This window comes from Chryseobacterium sp. P1-3 (assembly GCF_000738495.1).
In the GTDB taxonomy this organism is placed as follows: domain Bacteria; phylum Bacteroidota; class Bacteroidia; order Flavobacteriales; family Weeksellaceae; genus Chryseobacterium; species Chryseobacterium gallinarum.
Genome location: NZ_JPEQ01000025.1, coordinates 12,052 through 28,264 on the forward strand (window position 1 = coordinate 12,052; position 16,213 = coordinate 28,264).

Genomic DNA, 16,213 nt, shown 5'->3' on the forward strand with positions numbered 1-16,213 from the left:
TGACTAACTATAAAAATCTATCTATGAAAAAATTTATCCTGGCAGCTTCTGTTCTTGTAGCAGTATATTCCTGCAAAAAAACAGAAAGCGCAACAAAAGAAAATACAACGGAAACTACTTCAGAAACTCCGAAAAGCAATAATAAAATCGTTACATTAAGCGGGGGGATTACGGAAATTGTAAGTGCTTTAGGGCACGAAAAAGAAATTGTGGGAACAGATGTTACCAGTACATATCCTGCATCATTAAAGACTACCGCCAAGGATTTGGGCCATGTAAGGTCGATGACTATTGAGCCGATTATGGCGGTCAACCCTACTTTGATTCTGGCTTCCGATAAAGATATCAATCCGGAACTATTGGGAAAAATCAAATCTTCAGGGATTAAAGCTGAAGTTTTTCATCAGGAATATACAGTGGAAGGAACTAAAAAACTTATTGCTGATGTGGCAAAAGCAATAGGAAATACAGAGTATCAGAAGCTTACCGATAAGATTGACGCAGATTTGAAGCAGGTACAGCCCTTGTCCAAAAAACCAAAAGTATTGTTCATTTATGCAAGAGGAAATATGCTGATGGTGGCAGGTAAAAATACTCCAATGGCCTCCTTGATCAATCTTGCAGGAGGGGAAAATGCAGTGAATGATTTTGAAGATTTCAAGCCATTAACTCCGGAAGCGGTTATAAAAGCTAATCCTGATGTATTGTTCTTCTTCGAAACAGGATTACAGGGAGCAGGAGGAAATGAAGGAGCTCTTAAAATGCCTGGGGTTTCCCAGACGAATGCCGGTAAAAAATAAAAAGATCATCGCAATGGATGGAGGTTTGGTTTCAGGATTCGGGCCGAGAGTAGGAGAAGCAGCAGTAGGATTAAACAAATTATTAGTTGAAAGCACAAAGTAAATTATACTTTTACATGATCATCAGTACCATATTGCTCGCTATCATAGCAGTATGGTCTGTTGACACCGGGGTTTATGATTTTGGTGGTCAATCTGCATTTGAAGTTTTAGGAAAAGTTATAAAAGGAGATCCTGATTTATCATTGAGTGATCGATATGTGGTTTGGGATGTACGTGCAGCCAGGATTATAATGGCTGTGCTGATCGGAAGTATGCTGGCGGTTTCCGGGACGAGCCTGCAGGGGCTTTTCAAGAATCCTTTGGCAACGGGGGATTTAATAGGGCTTACATCGGGAGCAACATTGCTGGCAGCCATTGCTATTGTTTTAGGAGGGCATTTCAAAGAATATCTTCCTGAAGCGATACAATTTTCACTGGTAGGAATCTCGGCCTTCATAGGATCTTTGTTATCAATGATGCTGGTTTATAGAATTTCAACAAGTGGCGGAAAAACCAATGTGGTAATGATGTTGTTAACCGGAGTAGCCATTACGGCAATCGGATTTTCTATTACAGGATTTCTGATTTATATTTCGAAAGATGAGCAACTTAGGGATTTGACATTCTGGAATTTAGGGAGTCTTGCTGCCGCGACATGGACAAAAAACATTATTTTAGCTATAGTCTTGGTTGTTGCTTATATTATTTTGTTGCCAAAAGGAAAAGCATTGAATGCGATGATGTTAGGTGAAAAAGATGCGCAGCATTTAGGCATTAATGTAGAAAAACTGAAAAAACAGATTATTATCATCGTAGCATTGATGGTGGGAAGCTGTGTTGCATTTTCAGGAACAATTGGTTTTGTAGGCCTTATTGTACCCTATATTTTAAGGCTGTTATTCAAATCCAATTATGTTTTTATACTGCCTTTATCAGCGGTATGCGGGAGTATCTTATTGCTGACTGCAGATACCTTCAGCAGAAGCATGGTGGCCCCTTCGGAATTACCGATCGGGATCCTTACAGCGCTGATGGGAGGGCCTATTTTTATAGCGATTCTGGTTAAATTTAAAAAATCATTGTAATGATCAAGGCACATCAGATTAATTATAAACATAAAGAATTCCATATCCTGGAGGGCATAGATGTTTCTTTGGGATATGGAGAATTCCTCGCTATTGTAGGACCTAACGGAGCAGGAAAATCAAGTCTTCTGAGTATTTTGGCAGATGAAGTAAGATCCAGAAAACAAAAGGTTGTGTTTAAAGACAAACCGATTCAGAACTGGAATGTGAAAGAACTTTCTATGCACAAGGCAAAATTTTCACAGCACAACAGTAATGATATCCCTCTTGATGTAAAAGATGTGGTCATGATGGGGAGATATCCCTATTTTGACGCTCAGCCCGGGCAGGAAGACTTTGAAGCAATGAACAGTATGATGTATGAAACGGATATTTTTCATCTGAAGGAAAGAGAATATAATACTTTATCAGGAGGGGAAAAACAACGGGTGCACCTCTCCAGGGTAATGGCACAATTGCAGAACGGAATTGCCCATAAGCTGGTATTTCTGGATGAACCCTTGAATAATCTGGATATCAAACATCAATATAAAGCGCTTGAGATCATCAAAAACTTTACTAAAAAAGCAAACAGTGCCATCGTTGTACTGCATGACCTGAATCTTGCCGCGCAATTTGCCGATAAAATCTTATTGATGAAATCGGGGAAAGTTTCCGCTTATGGAACCCCGCAGGAAGTTTTTACAGCAGACAATATCAGCCAGGCTTATAATTTTCCCTGCACGATCTGCGAACACCCTATTACTCATAACCCAATGATCATTTTTGGATAACCATGGAAAAAGAAGAATTAAAAAACCTCGCGAAGCATCTCGCCAATCCTCAGGGAGATAAAGGAATAGAGATCGGAGAAATGATGAATGCCACGAACATCAGCATGACGTTAGAAAGCGCCAGAATGCTTCTCATAGAAGACCATGACAGGATTCTTGAAATCGGACACGGAAATGCAGGACACCTGAAAAATATTTTGTCCCTTGCTAAAGATTTACATTATACAGGAGTCGATATCTCCGAAACTATGTACAATGAAGCCAGAAAATTAAACCAGGAATTTGAGGCACAGGCACAATTTGTATTGTATGGTGGGGAAAAACTCCCTTTTGAAGACCAAAGCTTTGATAAGATTTTTACCGTCAATACCGTTTATTTCTGGAAAAATCCCGTAGAATTTCTCAATGAGATCTATAGGGTTTTAAAGGATAACGGCACTTTTTGTTCTCACATTCGGACAAAAAAAATTCATGGAAAAGCTACCGTTTACAGAGTACAATTTTACCCTGTACAGCAATAGCGAAATGGAACAGCTGGTTTCAAAAAGCTCTTTTAAAAGAATGGAAAATTTCTGAAAAAGAAGAAGAAATCAAAAGTAAAACAGGAAATGACACTATACAAAGAATATATACAGTTTTAACCATAAAAAAATAAATAATGAGCACATTAATTAATGATTTAAAGGAAAAATGGGAGGCTCTGAAAGCAGACAATCCACATGTAAGAATAAGAAATGCGGCTGCCCAATTGGGAGTAAATGAAGCCGAATTATTAGTTACAGGAGTAGGAGAAGGGGTCACTGTGCTACAACCGGACTTTTCTGCCATTCTTACTGAAGTGGAAAAATTGGGAAAAGTAATGGCACTCACCCGTAATGATGAATGTGTTCATGAAAGAAAAGGAATATATCAGAACGGTGATTTCAGCAGCCCCCACGCCCAGCTTTTTGTAGGTGAAGATATTGACCTTAGGATTTTCCTGAACCACTGGAAGTTTGCTTTTGCTGTAGTGGAAGGAGATAAGAAAAGCTTACAGTTTTTTGGAAAAGACGGATTGGCACTGCATAAAATTTATCTAACTAAAGACAGTAATGAAGAAGCTTTTGACGCCATTGTGGAAAAATTCAGGGCAGAAGACCAGAATCAGACTTTTATATTTGAAAATGTAGCTCCGAAACAGGCAGAAAAGCCGGACACTGAAATTGATAGAGAAGGATTCAAAAAAGCATGGACAGAACTAAAAGATACCCATGATTTTTTTATGATGACCAGAAAATTCGGAGTAAGCAGAACCCAGGCATTAAGATTGGCTCCCGAAGGTTTTGCTCAAAAAAATTGATAATGCCAAAGTGGTAAATGTTCTTGAAGATGCTTCTGAAAAAAATACCCCCATCATGGTATTTGTAGGAAACAGAGGAATTATCCAGATCCATACCGGAAATGTAAAGAAAACCCTTTGGCACCAGCAATGGTTCAATGTGATGGATCCAGATTTCAACTTACACCTGGATGTTACAAAGATTGCAGAAGCCTGGATTGTGAAAAAGCCGACAGAAGACGGAGAAGTAACAGCCATTGAAGTATTCAACAAAGAAGGAGATTTCATCGTCCAGTTCTTCGGAAAAAGAAAACCCGGGATTCCGGAACTGCAGGAATGGAAAGACCTTGTTGCAGCATTAGAAAAATAATAATTAGATGATTTGAATAGGCCGTTTTGTTTTGCAAGATTCAAAGCGGTCTTTTTTATGCTAAAAGTAGAATATCAAATTTGCTCATCGTTAAGAATATAGGTAATTTGTAATGAGAATAAAAGAACAAATACATACTAACATGAAGAATATTTTCATAATGGTTTTACTTGCCGGGCTCTGTTCTTTGAAAGGTCAGGATTTCAAAGCTTACCAGTTTTATGATAAAAAAGGGAAAGAAATAACAACAGAAAAATTAGTCAGAGAACTTGCCGGATATGATGTCGTTTTTTTTGGAGAAAACCATAACAGCTCTATCAATCACTGGCTTCAGCTGAAAATTACGGAAGCTTTATATGAAAAGAAAAAGGGACAGCTTATACTGGGAGCGGAAATGTTTGAAAGGGATAACCAGGCTCAGCTTGATCAATACCTGAGCGGAAAATTTGATGCCAAGACCCTGAAAGATTCTGCACGCCTCTGGAATAATTATGCAACAGATTATAAACCACTGGTAGATTTTGCTAAAAATAAAAAACTGAATTTTATTGCGACCAATATTCCCCGGAAATATGCATCCCAGACAGCAAAAGAAGGACTGCAGTCATTAAATACCCTAAATGAAAAAGAGAAAACTTATATTGCCCGGCTGCCAATCCAAGTAACATTAGATACTCCCGGATATCCGGAAATGAAGGCGATGATGGGAGATCATGCAGAAGGAACAAAAGTGATGAACTTTATTTCGGCACAAGCCATAAAAGACGCCACCATGGCAGAATCTATTCTCAAAAACCGACAGGAAGGGAAGACTTTTATCCACTATAACGGAAACTACCACAGTAAAGAATTCGGAGGAATCTACTGGTATATCAGGCAGAAAAACCCAACCCTGAAAATGGCGGTAATTTCGGTTTTTGAATCCGAAGACCCGGAACTGAAAGTGCCCGCAAAAGACTATATCCCAACAGACTTTAATCTGATTATTCCAGCTGATATGACGAAGACTTTCTAGTTTCTGGCGATTTCAATCATTAATACATCAATAACAATTCAATGGGAACGGGCTTTAGCCCGTTTATTTATGGACAAAACCTCTAATGGGCTTTAGCCAAATCCTGATGGTAGAATGCTACCATTAAATAAAAGCTCAGGAATTAACTTCCGGACAAGGTTTAAACCTGCACTTTGGTTATCCATTTTATTCCTACAATTTTTACCTTTGCAGCAGATTTAAATCATTATGAAAAAAATAGCCATTCTGTTTATCTTTTGGGTCACCTTTTTTTAATGCACAAAAGTTGACTTTAGAGGAAGTTTCCCTTATTAATCAAGGGAATGCCAGTACAGCGTTACCAATTTACCAGACCACCAATGCTGTTCAACATAAAACATTACTGGGGCTTTCCACAGAAATTGATCCGCAGGATCCCAATACTGCAATTCTGGTAAAAAGAATGAAGGAATCCCTTCTTTCTACTGACGGCGGAGTAGGAATTGCTGCGCCACAGGTGGGCATCAACAGGAAGGTGATTTGGGTACAACGTTTTGATAAAGAAGGGGCACCATTAGAATATTTCATCAATCCGGTGATTGTATGGAAGTCTGACCTGCAGAATCTTGGGCCTGAAGGAGATTTATCCATCCCTGATTTCAGAGACCAGTTTTACAGAAGCAAGGTAATCCAACTGGAATATGCAGATCTGAAAGGACAACGATATTCTGAAATCGTAGAAGGTTTCACCGCAGTGATTTTCCAGCACGAAATTGACCACCTTTTCGGAATCCTGATTTCCGATAAAAAAGAAAAAGAAAAAAACGATTCATATAAAAAAGTAGATGCTTATCAGAAAAGTGACCTGAATAAGAGATAAGCGAATAATACTGCGATAAATCCGCAGCCAGATAAAAATAAAAAGGAGCTGTTTTCAAATGAAAAACAGCTCCTTCCGTTATAACTATGCTTAAAAAAATTGGATTAACCGTTATTGGTTACTGAAAGCTTAACCTCTATATTATTTCTGGTTGCATTGGAATAAGGACAGATTTGGTGCGCCTTTTCCGTTAAAGATTGCGCTTCTTCAAGAGAAACTCCCGGGATATTAACATCCAGTTCTGCTGCCAACCCGAAACCACCGTTTTCAAGCTGGCCTATGCTGACCTGAGCGGTAACCGTTGTTTCACCTGTTTGTATTTTAGATAAACTGATCACTCTGTTCAGGGCACTGTCAAAGCAAGCCGAATATCCTGCTGCAAAGAGCATCTCAGGATTTAGGAAGTCATCATTTGCCCCTCCTAAAGCTTTCGGCATTCTTACCTCAAGATTTAATACTCCGTTTTCACTTTTTACCTGTCCGTTTCTTCCTCCGGTAGCAGTAACTTTTGTTGTATATAACGTTTTCATTTATTTTTCTATTTTGTTTAATATTTTTAAAACTGTTTCTTTAAGCTGCAGCAGTTCTTCAGGCTGTATATCAATTTTTTTCTGGATTTTTCCAGGAATCTCGCATGCCTTTTTACGGAGTTGCCGGCCAGCTTCATTTAAAAATACCTCAACCACCCTTTCGTCTTCTTTTTTTCGCTTTCTGATGATAAGTCCCTTAGACTCCAGTCTTTTGAGGAGAGGCGTTAAAGTTCCACTGTCCAGAAACAGCTTTTCTCCAATATGCGTTACGGTAAGCCCGTCACCTTCCCATAATATCATCATAACAAGATACTGCGGATAAGTGATGTCAAGCTCATCAAGAAAAGGACGGTAAAGCCCTGTGATTTCTTTGGCAATCACGTATAAGGGAAAGCAGATCTGGTTCTCTAATCTTGGGGTATCCGGATTTTCCATAAGTTTAAATACGAAAGTTTCGATGAAGGTATTACTTTTTTATGATAAATTCATCCATTGGTATGCGGACTTTCTTCATAGAAGACAGCCAGTCATTAGCTTCGTCACGGTACCCAAGGTATAAAAGACTCACACTTTTCAGACCTAATTCCTTTAATCCCAATACTTCATCTACCACCTGATTGCTGAATCCCTCTGCCGGGGTGCTGTCGATCTTAAGTTCTGCCGCCTGTGCAAGGGCAATACCTAAGGCAATATAAGTCTGGCGGGCAGTATGCGCAAAATGCTGTTCTGGAGTCTGGGCTCCATAGATTTCTTTGATTTTATCCGTATAACTACCAAAACGCCCTCTCGGAAGATCTCTTACATCCGTATGATAATCATATACTTTATCAATCTTTTCGTTGGAATAACTGTCCCACGCTGCGAATACCAGTACATGAGAAGAATCTCTCATAACTTCAGGATTTAAAGAGCCGGCTACCATTTTTTCTTTCAGTTCCTGATTTTCTACAACAATAATACGGAAAGGCTGTAGTCCCGAAGAAGTAGGAGCCAGTCTTGCCGCTTCCAGGATGGTATTTAAATCTTTTTCAGATACTTTTTTAGTGGGATCGTAAGCTTTTACAGCATGTCTCCAGTTTAGATCTTCTATTAATGACATTTTTCTTTTTTTTAAATTAAACTACTTTTTATTCCTGAAATTTTTATCAGGCTTAAATCAACAATGCAAATATATGACCAATTAAATTGTGTGCAATTTAATTTTGAAAGATTTTATTGATGACTATTATTTATTTTATAAAAGATTAAAATAAATGAAATAACCCGTAAACCAGCAGCCTGATTTTTTATTCATTTATATATTTTCCGCATGATCCGGATTTTTTCGGAACAGGAAGATTTCAATCTTTGCAGTAGAATTTAAACTAAAAAAACAATGCAAAGATTTAAAAACAAAACAGCTTTGATTACAGGAGGAACAAGCGGAATGGGCTTTGCAACTGCCCAAAGGTTTGTAGAAGAAGGAGGCTCTGTAATCATTACGGGAAGAAGTGAAAACACTGTTAACAGTGCTTTGGAAAATCTGGGAAGTCAAGCTTCAGGAATTGTTTCTGATGCAGGAAGCGTCAATGATCTGATGAATTTGCAGGTAGCAGTGAAAAAATATACAGACCGGATTGATCTGCTTTTTGCCAATGCCGGTTATGGAAGATTTGCTTCTGTCACAGATGTTGATGTAAAAGATTTTGATGAGCTTTTTAATATATTGGTGAAAGGGTCATTTTTTACAGTCCAGCAAATACTCCCATTGATGAATAGCGGAAGTTCTGTAATTTTTAACACTTCCGTAGCTACTGATATTGCAATGGCTAATTTTTCAGTATATTCTGCTGCAAAGTCGGCAGTACAGTCTTTTATTAAAACCTTTGCAGTAGAACTTACTGAGCGTAACATTCGTGTAAACGGAGTGAGTCCCGGACATATCAAAACCAATATTTTTAACAATACGGGTCTGACCAGGGAACAAATTGAAGCTGCGGTTCAGGGGATTATTCCTGCCATACCTTTTAAAAGGCTGGGCGATCCGGTGGAAATTGCTGATGTAGTACTGTTTCTTGCGTCAGAAGAGGCTTCTTACATCCATGGTGCCGAAATCAAAGTAGACGCCGGAATCTCTGTGATACGGTAATAGAAGTTTACTGATAAAAGTATTATTTCTTTATGTCGTTGATCTGCCTGATAATATTGGTATTGTTTTCAATTCCTATATCATATGCTTTTCCTCTTTTGAAGCTTTGTTTGGCCTTTTCAAAAAGGGCATCATAATCAGATGATTTTTTAGAGAGGTAAAAGACCTGGGCGCTTATTCCGATAGCAATGCGTATCACTTCATCAGGTTTGTCCGGATCTTCAATAATATTGGTAATGGTAGAATTCTTATACCAGGTTAAGTTCGTTGAGCCGGAATTGCCGGAGCAGGATGTAATCATAATTAAGGGTAATAACAGATAGGTCCAGATTTTCATAATAAATTTGATTTAATAAAAAAAGCTCCTGCAATTTATGTGCAATAAATACAGGAGCTATATTAAGAGAGTTAGAATCCGCAGTGTCCTACACTCGGTGCAGGTGATGGAGAGCATCCGGAAAGAGACGAGAACGTAGTCAATACACAATTGGTATTTACATAGTTGTTATCATACAATAAAGAACCGCTAGGGCTTCTGTAGTAAACATTTCCTGCAGTATTGGCATAAGAAGAAACAGAAGTAGATCCGCAGGTGGAATTGGTACAAGCGCTTCTCCATGCCGTATCAGTAATAGGCCCGGTTGAATTTAATGAAGGATCTATGATTCTCTTTTCAACAATTCCGGAAGCATTTTTAAAGCTTACAAGGATAGCCACATGGTATACCCATGATACACAGCATGTACCGGTAGACGCTCTCAGGCTACCATATACAAATTGCTTTTCACATTCATATCCTGCATTGTTCAGAATTTGTCTCATTTTGTGAGCTCTTGCATAGCATCCGTCTACAGGATATCTGAAAGTGATGCAGGGAGAAGAAGCAGTGGAAGTCCCGCAAGACTGGCTTTTGATCTGAGCAAATAAGCTGTTTAAAGTAGCCACATCAGGGATAACAGTAGCCAATCTTCTGGCTGTATTATCACTTCTTTCTTCTTTCGTTAGAGCAGATCTGAAAAAACGGATATCTTCATCCGTACCTTTTTCTACCTTTGCAATCTCATTGGAATTGGGCTTAAGAAAAACATGAACCGGTGATTCATCCTTTACAGCCTGTCTGATCATTGAAATGTACTTCTCATTTTCCTTACTTGCTTTTATTGTATAAGGTTGAGCACTGATAATAAATGAAACTTTAAAAGTACCATTCTCTTCATCTATCCCTACCGGGACAGTTCTGCCGAAGTCTTTCATCGCAATTTCGCCGGACTCTGTTGTATTCAGTCCCTGATCCTGGTTAGCACCTGCATCCGAGCAGGCATTGAATGACAGCATTGTGGCAAATACCATCATGGATAAAAAAAAAGTTTTTCATAATTCTCATAAATTTGGTGGTTAAAATTTTCTCATGCAGTGATTTTAGTTCACTGAAATGTGATATTAAAAGTAAAAAAAAATAAAATACCAGCAACTTATTTTTTGTAAAAATTTCAAAAAAATATTAATATATCAGATTTTAAAGTAGTTTTTAAGCATATTTTACTGTAAATTAATAATCGTATTCGATTAAGGAATGTTTTTTATAAAGCCGGAAAATGCTTTTTACCTGCTGATAATTTTTGAGATCTTTTACAGAGAATTAATGGGGTATGGATAAAATTTTCCCTATGCATCCGGAGAGGCATAGGGAGAAATATATGTTTTGAAAATTATTTGTAAATCAGTTCAGCCTGGAAAACATCTGCAAAATGTTTCCGGATTTTTGCTTTTATGTCTTCCATTTCTTCAAGTGTCAGCTCCCTTTCAAGTTCTCTTTGTAAGGAAGTTACCTGTTTGTCTTTGATCCCGCATGGAATGATGTATTCAAAATATCGCATATCCGTATTCACATTCAATGCAAAACCATGAAGGGTTACCCACCGGGAAGCTTTCACTCCCATTGCACAGATTTTTCGCGCATAAGGTTTTCCTACATCGAGCCAAACTCCTGTTTCTCCCTGGGAACGTTCTCCTTTCAGGCCATAATCACCAATGGTTCTGATAATAACTTCCTCAAGGTTTCTCATATATAAATGAATATCAGTGAAAAAGTTTTCAAGGTCCAATACAGGATATCCTACAATCTGTCCGTAGCCATGATAAGTAATATCTCCACCACGATTGGTTTTCACATAAGTAGCTTCCAGTTTTTTAAGTTGATCAATCCCGGCAAGCATATTTTCTTCGTGGCCGCTTTTTCCTAGGGTGTAGACATGCGGATGTTCCACAAGAAGAAGGTGATTCTGAGTAATGCTATGCTGTTCTGCCGGCAGGTCCCGGTTTTTTATTTTGGTATCAATAATATCTTTCATCAGTTTTTCCTGATATTCCCAGGCAGGCTGATATTCTTTTATTCCTAAATCTTCAAACTCTACTGCCTTATTTTGATGTGTATTCATATGCTTATATCTGTCTTCTTTTAACGGTCAGTGAAAACAAGGTTTCAGACCATTTTTTGACATACAAATTTAGTGAATTTTAAGCTTTTATGGAATGGATAAAATCTATGGCATTTTTCTTCCAGCTTGTATCCCTTAGTAAAATATTCACAAAGGCCGTTCCGATAATCCCTCCATCTGCCTGTTCTGTAACATTTTCAAAATCTTCTTTTGATTTAATCCCGAATCCGATCATAACTGGATTTTTAAGAGGCAGCCCGGCCAGTCTCGAAAGGTAATTTTCATTTTTCAGAACTGCATTATCATTTCCGGTGGTTGAAGAAGAACTTACGGCGTATAAAAAACCTGAGCTTAAAGAATCAAGATACCGGATCCTTTCATCAGATGTTTCAGGCGTTACCAGAAAGATGAAGTTAAGATCATATTTTTTCAGGATCTGTTGATAATTTTTTTCAAACTCAATAGGAGGGAGGTCCGGGAGAATTAACCCGGAAATGCCACTTTCAGAACATTCTTTACAAAATCTTTCAAAGCCAAAACTTAAAACAGGATTAATGTACCCCATAAGAATAACCGGAATTCTGATCTCATTTTTAATGGTTTTTAATTGTGCAAAAAGTTTTTCTATGGTCATGCCGTTTTGCAAGGCCAGTTCATGAGCCTGTTGGATAACAGGGCCATCTGCCACAGGATCAGAATAAGGCATACCGATTTCAATCATATCTGCTCCGGAGTCTTGGATAAGCTGTATAATTTCGGTGGTGTTTTCCAGTTGGGGAATACCTGCTGTAAAATATATGTTTAGTTTTTTCATTGTTAATATATAAGTTAAAGGTTAGAAGTTAGAAGCAAATAGTAGAGTTGGTAATTTTTACTATCTAACTTCTAATTTCTTTTAAATAGGTTTCCATATCTTTATCTCCACGGCCACTCAGACAAATAACTACAACATCATTGGGGTTAAACTTCTTTTTGTCTAAAACGGCAAGAGCATGAGAGCTTTCCAAAGCAGGAATAATACCTTCCAGCCTGGTAAGTTCAAACGCTGATTGTAAAGCTTCATCATCATTGATACTAAAAAATTCTGCCCTTTTTTCTTTAAAAAGATTAGCATGGAATGGTCCGATTCCCGGATAATCAAGACCGGCAGAAATAGAGTGGGGCTCAATGACCTGGCCGTCTGCCGTTTGCATCACAAGACTTTTACTTCCATGAAGCACACCTAAAGTTCCTAAAAACGTTGTTGCAGCAGATTTCCCTGAATCTACCCCCAGACCTCCGGCTTCAGCAGCTATAATCTTAACCTCCTTCTCATCCACAAAATGGTAAAATGTTCCTGCAGCATTACTTCCGCCACCTACACAGGCAATTACATAATCCGGATTTTCCCTTCCCATTTTTTCATAAAGCTGCTCTTTTATTTCCTTTGAAATAATACTCTGAAATCTTGCTACAAGATCGGGAAACGGATGAGGTCCTACCACACTTCCGATGACATAATGGGTAGTAACAGGATTGTTGATCCAGTCCCTTAATGCTTCATTGACGGCATCTTTTAATGTTTTCGATCCTGAAGTCGCGGCTACCACTTCAGCTCCCAGCATTTTCATTCTCGCTACATTCGGAGCTTGTCTCCGGATATCAATTTCACCCATATAAACAATACACTCCAGGCCAAGAAGAGCACAGGCTGTTGCAGTAGCAACACCGTGTTGCCCGGCCCCGGTTTCTGCAATAATCCTGGTTTTACCGAGGCGTTTTGCCAATAAAACCTGGCCTAATGCATTATTGATCTTGTGGGCTCCTGTATGGTTAAGGTCTTCTCTTTTCAGGTAAATAGAAGTTTGATATTTTGCAGATAAATTTTTCGCGAAATAAAGAGGAGTGGCTCTTCCCACATAATTTTTTAACAAATCTTGATACTCATGCTGGAAATCTTCAGACTCAATGATTTCAAGATAGTTTTTTTGCAGTTCATCAACATTCGGATACAGCATTTCAGGGATGAATGCACCTCCAAATTCACCATAATATCCGTTTTCATCGGGATTTCTATAATTCATTTTTTTATTCTTTACTGATTAAATAAGCGTTATTTTGTGTGCTCAGTTTACCGAGCTGTTCTTTTCTTTCTTTTGAAACATTAAAAATAAGAATGTCGTCATCCTCAGAACTGATCCATCCGGAACCTGCTTTTTCTTTAATAGCCCTGGCCTTATCATAGAGAATTTCAATATTACATTTTTGATAAAACGGTCGCAATCCGGTATGGCAAAATCCTATCGTTTCAAGACCCCTTTGGGTTACATTTTCTTTAAAAACCTGTACGAGACCCGTACCATATCCCTTTCTTTCATGGGCTGAAACCAGTCCGACTGCTTCTGCAAAAGAATAGGTTTTCCCGGAAATTTCCAGTGCAAAATCAAAGTTAAGCCGAATGGCTGCCGTAATCTCTTTATGGGAATCAAGCAGAAAATGAAATTCGGAATCTTTAAAGAAACTTCGGAAATAAGCTGATTTCATCCCGTTCCAGGCAGAGATATTCCAAAGTTGCAGAATATGTTCTATTTCCTTTTCTGTTAACTCGTTTATTGTCTTAATTTGATATTTCATGATTCTGATTGTAATTTATAAAGAGTCCCGAAGGGACGATCTAACTAATGTAAGTGAAGCCATATCTTTTTCATAAGCCAAATCTGCCGGAATGAAGAGCCCCAAAGGGACGATTTAACTAATGTAAGTGAAGCCATATCTTTTTCATAAGCCCTAAACCTGCCGGAATGAAGAGTCCCAAAGGGACGATTTAACTAATAGCAAAGGATGAAAATCCTTTCGCTTTTTAATTTAAATTACCATTCAATCCCAAAGATATTTTTCATCATATTCCATATTATGTTTTTCTAATATTTCAATCATTTCATTCTTAAAATTTTGTGTCTGATGATGCTGCCGTTGATTTTTTATATAATTCTTTACCGTGTAAATATCTTTTTCACCAACAGAAAATGCCCCATAGCCATTCTGCCAAAAGAAATTTTCATACTTTTCACCTTTTGTTTTGATCCACTTTGAAGAATGTGCCTTTATTTCCTGGATCAATTTCAATGCAATTTTTTGAGAAAGACGACATAAAATATGGATATGGTTATCCGTTCCCCCTATTTGTAATGCTGTACTTTCAAAATCTTTACAAAGGACTGCAATATATGAATACAATTCTTTTTCTATTTTTTCATCAATAAAATCATTTCTATATTTTGTGCTGAATACAATGTGAATGTAATTCTTAACTAATGATTGTGGCATTTTGTGTTTTTTGGATGGTATTTTAAAGTAGTATATCAAGTTTCGGTTAAATCGTCCTTCCGGATGAGCGAAATGAATTTCTTTATTCTGTCGGTATCTTTATCTCCAGGGCTAATTTCAAATTTTGAGTTGATATCCAATACAGCTGGTTTTTGCATTAATGCATCCATTTGCCCAATATTGTCTTCGGAAATGCCTCCGCTTAAAAAATAAGGATGAGGGATTTCAAATTCATTCAGAAAGGTCCAGTCAAACTGTTTTCCGGTACCTCCGAAAGCTTTACTATCTGTATCAAAGAGATAAAAGCTGATGAGGTCTGGATGATTGCTGTTATGATTGAAAAACTGTTCTATATTAGCTTTATTTTCAGAATAATTATTTCCAATTCTTATGACTTTGATGATTTGAGTTTCCGGTTTTAATTTTTCTCTGAGCTCAAGAATGAAATCAGTATTTTCATTCCCGTGAAGCTGGATGAAATTAAGTTGGGCTTTTCCTGCAATCTCTGCTATTGTATCAGCCTCTTCATTAACAAAAACTCCGGTTTTTCCCTGATGGTCTATTTTTGAAATATCTTCTAAAGTTAAATGATTTAGAACATACCTCGGAGACTTTTTATAGAAGATGAACCCAAGAAAGTTTACCTTCATTGCCATAAGCTCCTGAATCTGGCTTAGCTTTGTTAAACCACATACTTTGAGTTCAGGAACATGTTTATTGGGAATAGCAGGCTGCATATTGTAATCATTAATAATCATTTCAATTAACAGATTTTCGGATTTGTGAACTAAACTCTTCAAATGCCTGGGCAGGATCGGTATTCCTCATAAAATACTCTCCCATAAGGAATCCGTCGAAGCCTTTTTCTTTTAAATAAATAAAATCTTCAGTGTGATAGATACCACTTTCAGCTACAGATATAACATCTTTTGGAAGAAGGTTTTTAAGCTGGACAGAATGCTGTAAATCTACTTTAAAATCTTTTAAATTCCTGTTATTGATTCCTACAAGATCTATCTTCGGATTAAAATGCTCAAGCTCTTCTTCAGTATGAATCTCCAGTAAAACTTCCATTCCCAATTCATGGGCAAGTTCTGTAAATTCCTGTACCTGATTGGGTGAAAGACAAGACGCAATCAATAAAACAACATCTGCCCCGATGCTTTTGGCTTCATAAAACTGATAAGCGTCGATCATAAAATCTTTTCTCAGGATCGGAATACGGATATGATTTCTTACATTAAGAATATCATCGGATTTCCCCCCGAAAAAATCCTTGTCTGTAAGAATGGAAATCCCGCTGGCCCCAAATTTTTCATAAGCTGAAGTTACCTCCAGAGGCTGTGCATTATTGTTGATAATTCCCTTTGATGGAGACTGTCTTTTGAACTCAGCAATAATTCCACTTTTATTTTTAACAGATTCTTTCAGAGAAAAGCAGTTTCTTTCGAAAAAAGCTGAATTTCTTAATTGTTCAATACTAATATCAGACTTTGCAGCTGCAATTTCTTCTTTTTTTTCTTTTAATAATTTTATCAAGGATATTCAT

At 37.6% G+C, this 16,213-nt stretch carries 17 protein-coding genes and 3 pseudogenes; 8 read left to right on the forward strand and 12 right to left on the reverse strand.

Annotated features, from left to right (window positions below; all coding sequences use genetic code 11):
* The first annotated feature begins 23 nt into the window (after positions 1-23).
* From HX13_RS20870 to HX13_RS20900, 7 genes and pseudogenes are all read left to right on the forward strand, one after another.
* A pseudogene (locus HX13_RS20870) lies at positions 24-903 on the forward strand (hemin ABC transporter substrate-binding protein).
* Positions 887-1,927 carry a FecCD family ABC transporter permease gene (locus HX13_RS20875; protein WP_128572550.1) on the forward strand — a complete coding sequence of 347 codons (1,041 nt, stop codon included), beginning with the start codon at positions 887-889 and terminating at the stop codon, positions 1,925-1,927. The pseudogene HX13_RS20870 and the gene HX13_RS20875 overlap by 17 nt, the downstream one beginning before the upstream one ends.
* On the forward strand, positions 1,927-2,700 hold the full coding sequence (locus HX13_RS20880; RefSeq protein ID WP_050022649.1) for a heme ABC transporter ATP-binding protein: 774 nt from the start codon (positions 1,927-1,929) through the stop codon (positions 2,698-2,700). Before HX13_RS20875 ends, HX13_RS20880 begins: the two co-directional genes overlap by 1 nt.
* A 2-nt stretch (positions 2,701-2,702) precedes the next feature.
* A complete protein-coding gene (locus HX13_RS20885; RefSeq protein WP_238555589.1) occupies positions 2,703-3,221 on the forward strand; it encodes a class I SAM-dependent methyltransferase in 519 nt (172 codons plus the stop codon).
* 137 nt (positions 3,222-3,358) lie between these two features.
* Positions 3,359-4,388 (forward strand): annotated as a pseudogene (locus HX13_RS20890) (hemin-degrading factor).
* A 142-nt stretch (positions 4,389-4,530) separates the two neighbouring features.
* The gene (locus HX13_RS20895) at positions 4,531-5,403 is read left to right on the forward strand and encodes a ChaN family lipoprotein (RefSeq protein WP_050022650.1); all 873 of its coding nucleotides are present in this window, start codon (positions 4,531-4,533) and stop codon (positions 5,401-5,403) included.
* Between the two features lie 286 nt (positions 5,404-5,689).
* Entirely contained in the window at positions 5,690-6,262 is a 573-nt protein-coding gene (locus tag HX13_RS20900) for a peptide deformylase (protein WP_050022651.1), read from the forward strand.
* A gap of 104 nt (positions 6,263-6,366) precedes the next feature.
* Here HX13_RS20900 and HX13_RS20905 read toward each other — a convergent pair whose 3' ends face one another.
* From HX13_RS20905 to HX13_RS20915, 3 genes are read right to left on the reverse strand one after another with little or no spacing between them, the layout of a single operon-like run.
* Entirely contained in the window at positions 6,367-6,792 is a 426-nt protein-coding gene (locus tag HX13_RS20905; RefSeq protein WP_050022652.1) for an organic hydroperoxide resistance protein, read from the reverse strand.
* Positions 6,793-7,227 (reverse strand): MarR family winged helix-turn-helix transcriptional regulator, encoded by a 435-nt coding sequence (locus HX13_RS20910; protein ID WP_050022653.1) that lies wholly within the window; start codon positions 7,225-7,227, stop codon positions 6,793-6,795.
* Positions 7,228-7,258: 31 nt separating this feature from the next.
* Positions 7,259-7,891: an NAD(P)H-dependent oxidoreductase gene (locus HX13_RS20915; RefSeq protein WP_050022654.1), complete on the reverse strand. Its 633-nt coding sequence runs from the start codon at positions 7,889-7,891 to the stop codon at positions 7,259-7,261.
* 276 nt (positions 7,892-8,167) lie between these two features.
* Between HX13_RS20915 and HX13_RS20920 the strand changes: the two genes are divergently transcribed.
* Positions 8,168-8,920 (forward strand): SDR family oxidoreductase, encoded by a 753-nt coding sequence (locus tag HX13_RS20920; protein ID WP_050022655.1) that lies wholly within the window; start codon positions 8,168-8,170, stop codon positions 8,918-8,920.
* A gap of 22 nt (positions 8,921-8,942) precedes the next feature.
* Here the strand turns inward: HX13_RS20920 and HX13_RS20925 are convergent, their stop codons facing one another.
* The 9 genes and pseudogenes from HX13_RS20925 to trpC all read right to left on the reverse strand — a co-directional run bounded on the left by HX13_RS20925 (position 8,943) and on the right by trpC (position 16,203).
* Positions 8,943-9,257 carry a hypothetical protein gene (locus HX13_RS20925; protein ID WP_050022656.1) on the reverse strand — a complete coding sequence of 105 codons (315 nt, stop codon included), beginning with the start codon at positions 9,255-9,257 and terminating at the stop codon, positions 8,943-8,945.
* Between the two features lie 71 nt (positions 9,258-9,328).
* Positions 9,329-10,279: pseudogene (locus HX13_RS20930) on the reverse strand (protein-glutamine glutaminase); the annotation flags it as partial.
* A 350-nt stretch (positions 10,280-10,629) separates the two neighbouring features.
* Entirely contained in the window at positions 10,630-11,358 is a 729-nt protein-coding gene (gene lipB / locus HX13_RS20935; protein WP_050022658.1) for a lipoyl(octanoyl) transferase LipB, read from the reverse strand.
* 79 nt (positions 11,359-11,437) lie between these two features.
* The gene (gene trpA, locus HX13_RS20940; protein WP_050022659.1) at positions 11,438-12,172 is read right to left on the reverse strand and encodes a tryptophan synthase subunit alpha; all 735 of its coding nucleotides are present in this window, start codon (positions 12,170-12,172) and stop codon (positions 11,438-11,440) included.
* Between the two features lie 64 nt (positions 12,173-12,236).
* Positions 12,237-13,421 (reverse strand): tryptophan synthase subunit beta, encoded by a 1,185-nt coding sequence (trpB, locus tag HX13_RS20945; protein WP_050022660.1) that lies wholly within the window; start codon positions 13,419-13,421, stop codon positions 12,237-12,239.
* A 4-nt stretch (positions 13,422-13,425) separates the two neighbouring features.
* Positions 13,426-13,971 (reverse strand): GNAT family N-acetyltransferase, encoded by a 546-nt coding sequence (locus tag HX13_RS20950; RefSeq protein ID WP_050022661.1) that lies wholly within the window; start codon positions 13,969-13,971, stop codon positions 13,426-13,428.
* 243 nt (positions 13,972-14,214) lie between these two features.
* On the reverse strand, positions 14,215-14,664 hold the full coding sequence (gene tnpA, locus HX13_RS20955) for an IS200/IS605 family transposase (RefSeq protein WP_050022662.1): 450 nt from the start codon (positions 14,662-14,664) through the stop codon (positions 14,215-14,217).
* Between the two features lie 35 nt (positions 14,665-14,699).
* Positions 14,700-15,422 (reverse strand): phosphoribosylanthranilate isomerase, encoded by a 723-nt coding sequence (locus tag HX13_RS20960; protein WP_238555590.1) that lies wholly within the window; start codon positions 15,420-15,422, stop codon positions 14,700-14,702.
* A gap of 1 nt (position 15,423) precedes the next feature.
* A complete protein-coding gene (trpC, locus tag HX13_RS20965) occupies positions 15,424-16,203 on the reverse strand; it encodes an indole-3-glycerol phosphate synthase TrpC (RefSeq protein WP_238555591.1) in 780 nt (259 codons plus the stop codon).
* Positions 16,204-16,213: the final 10 nt, after the last annotated feature.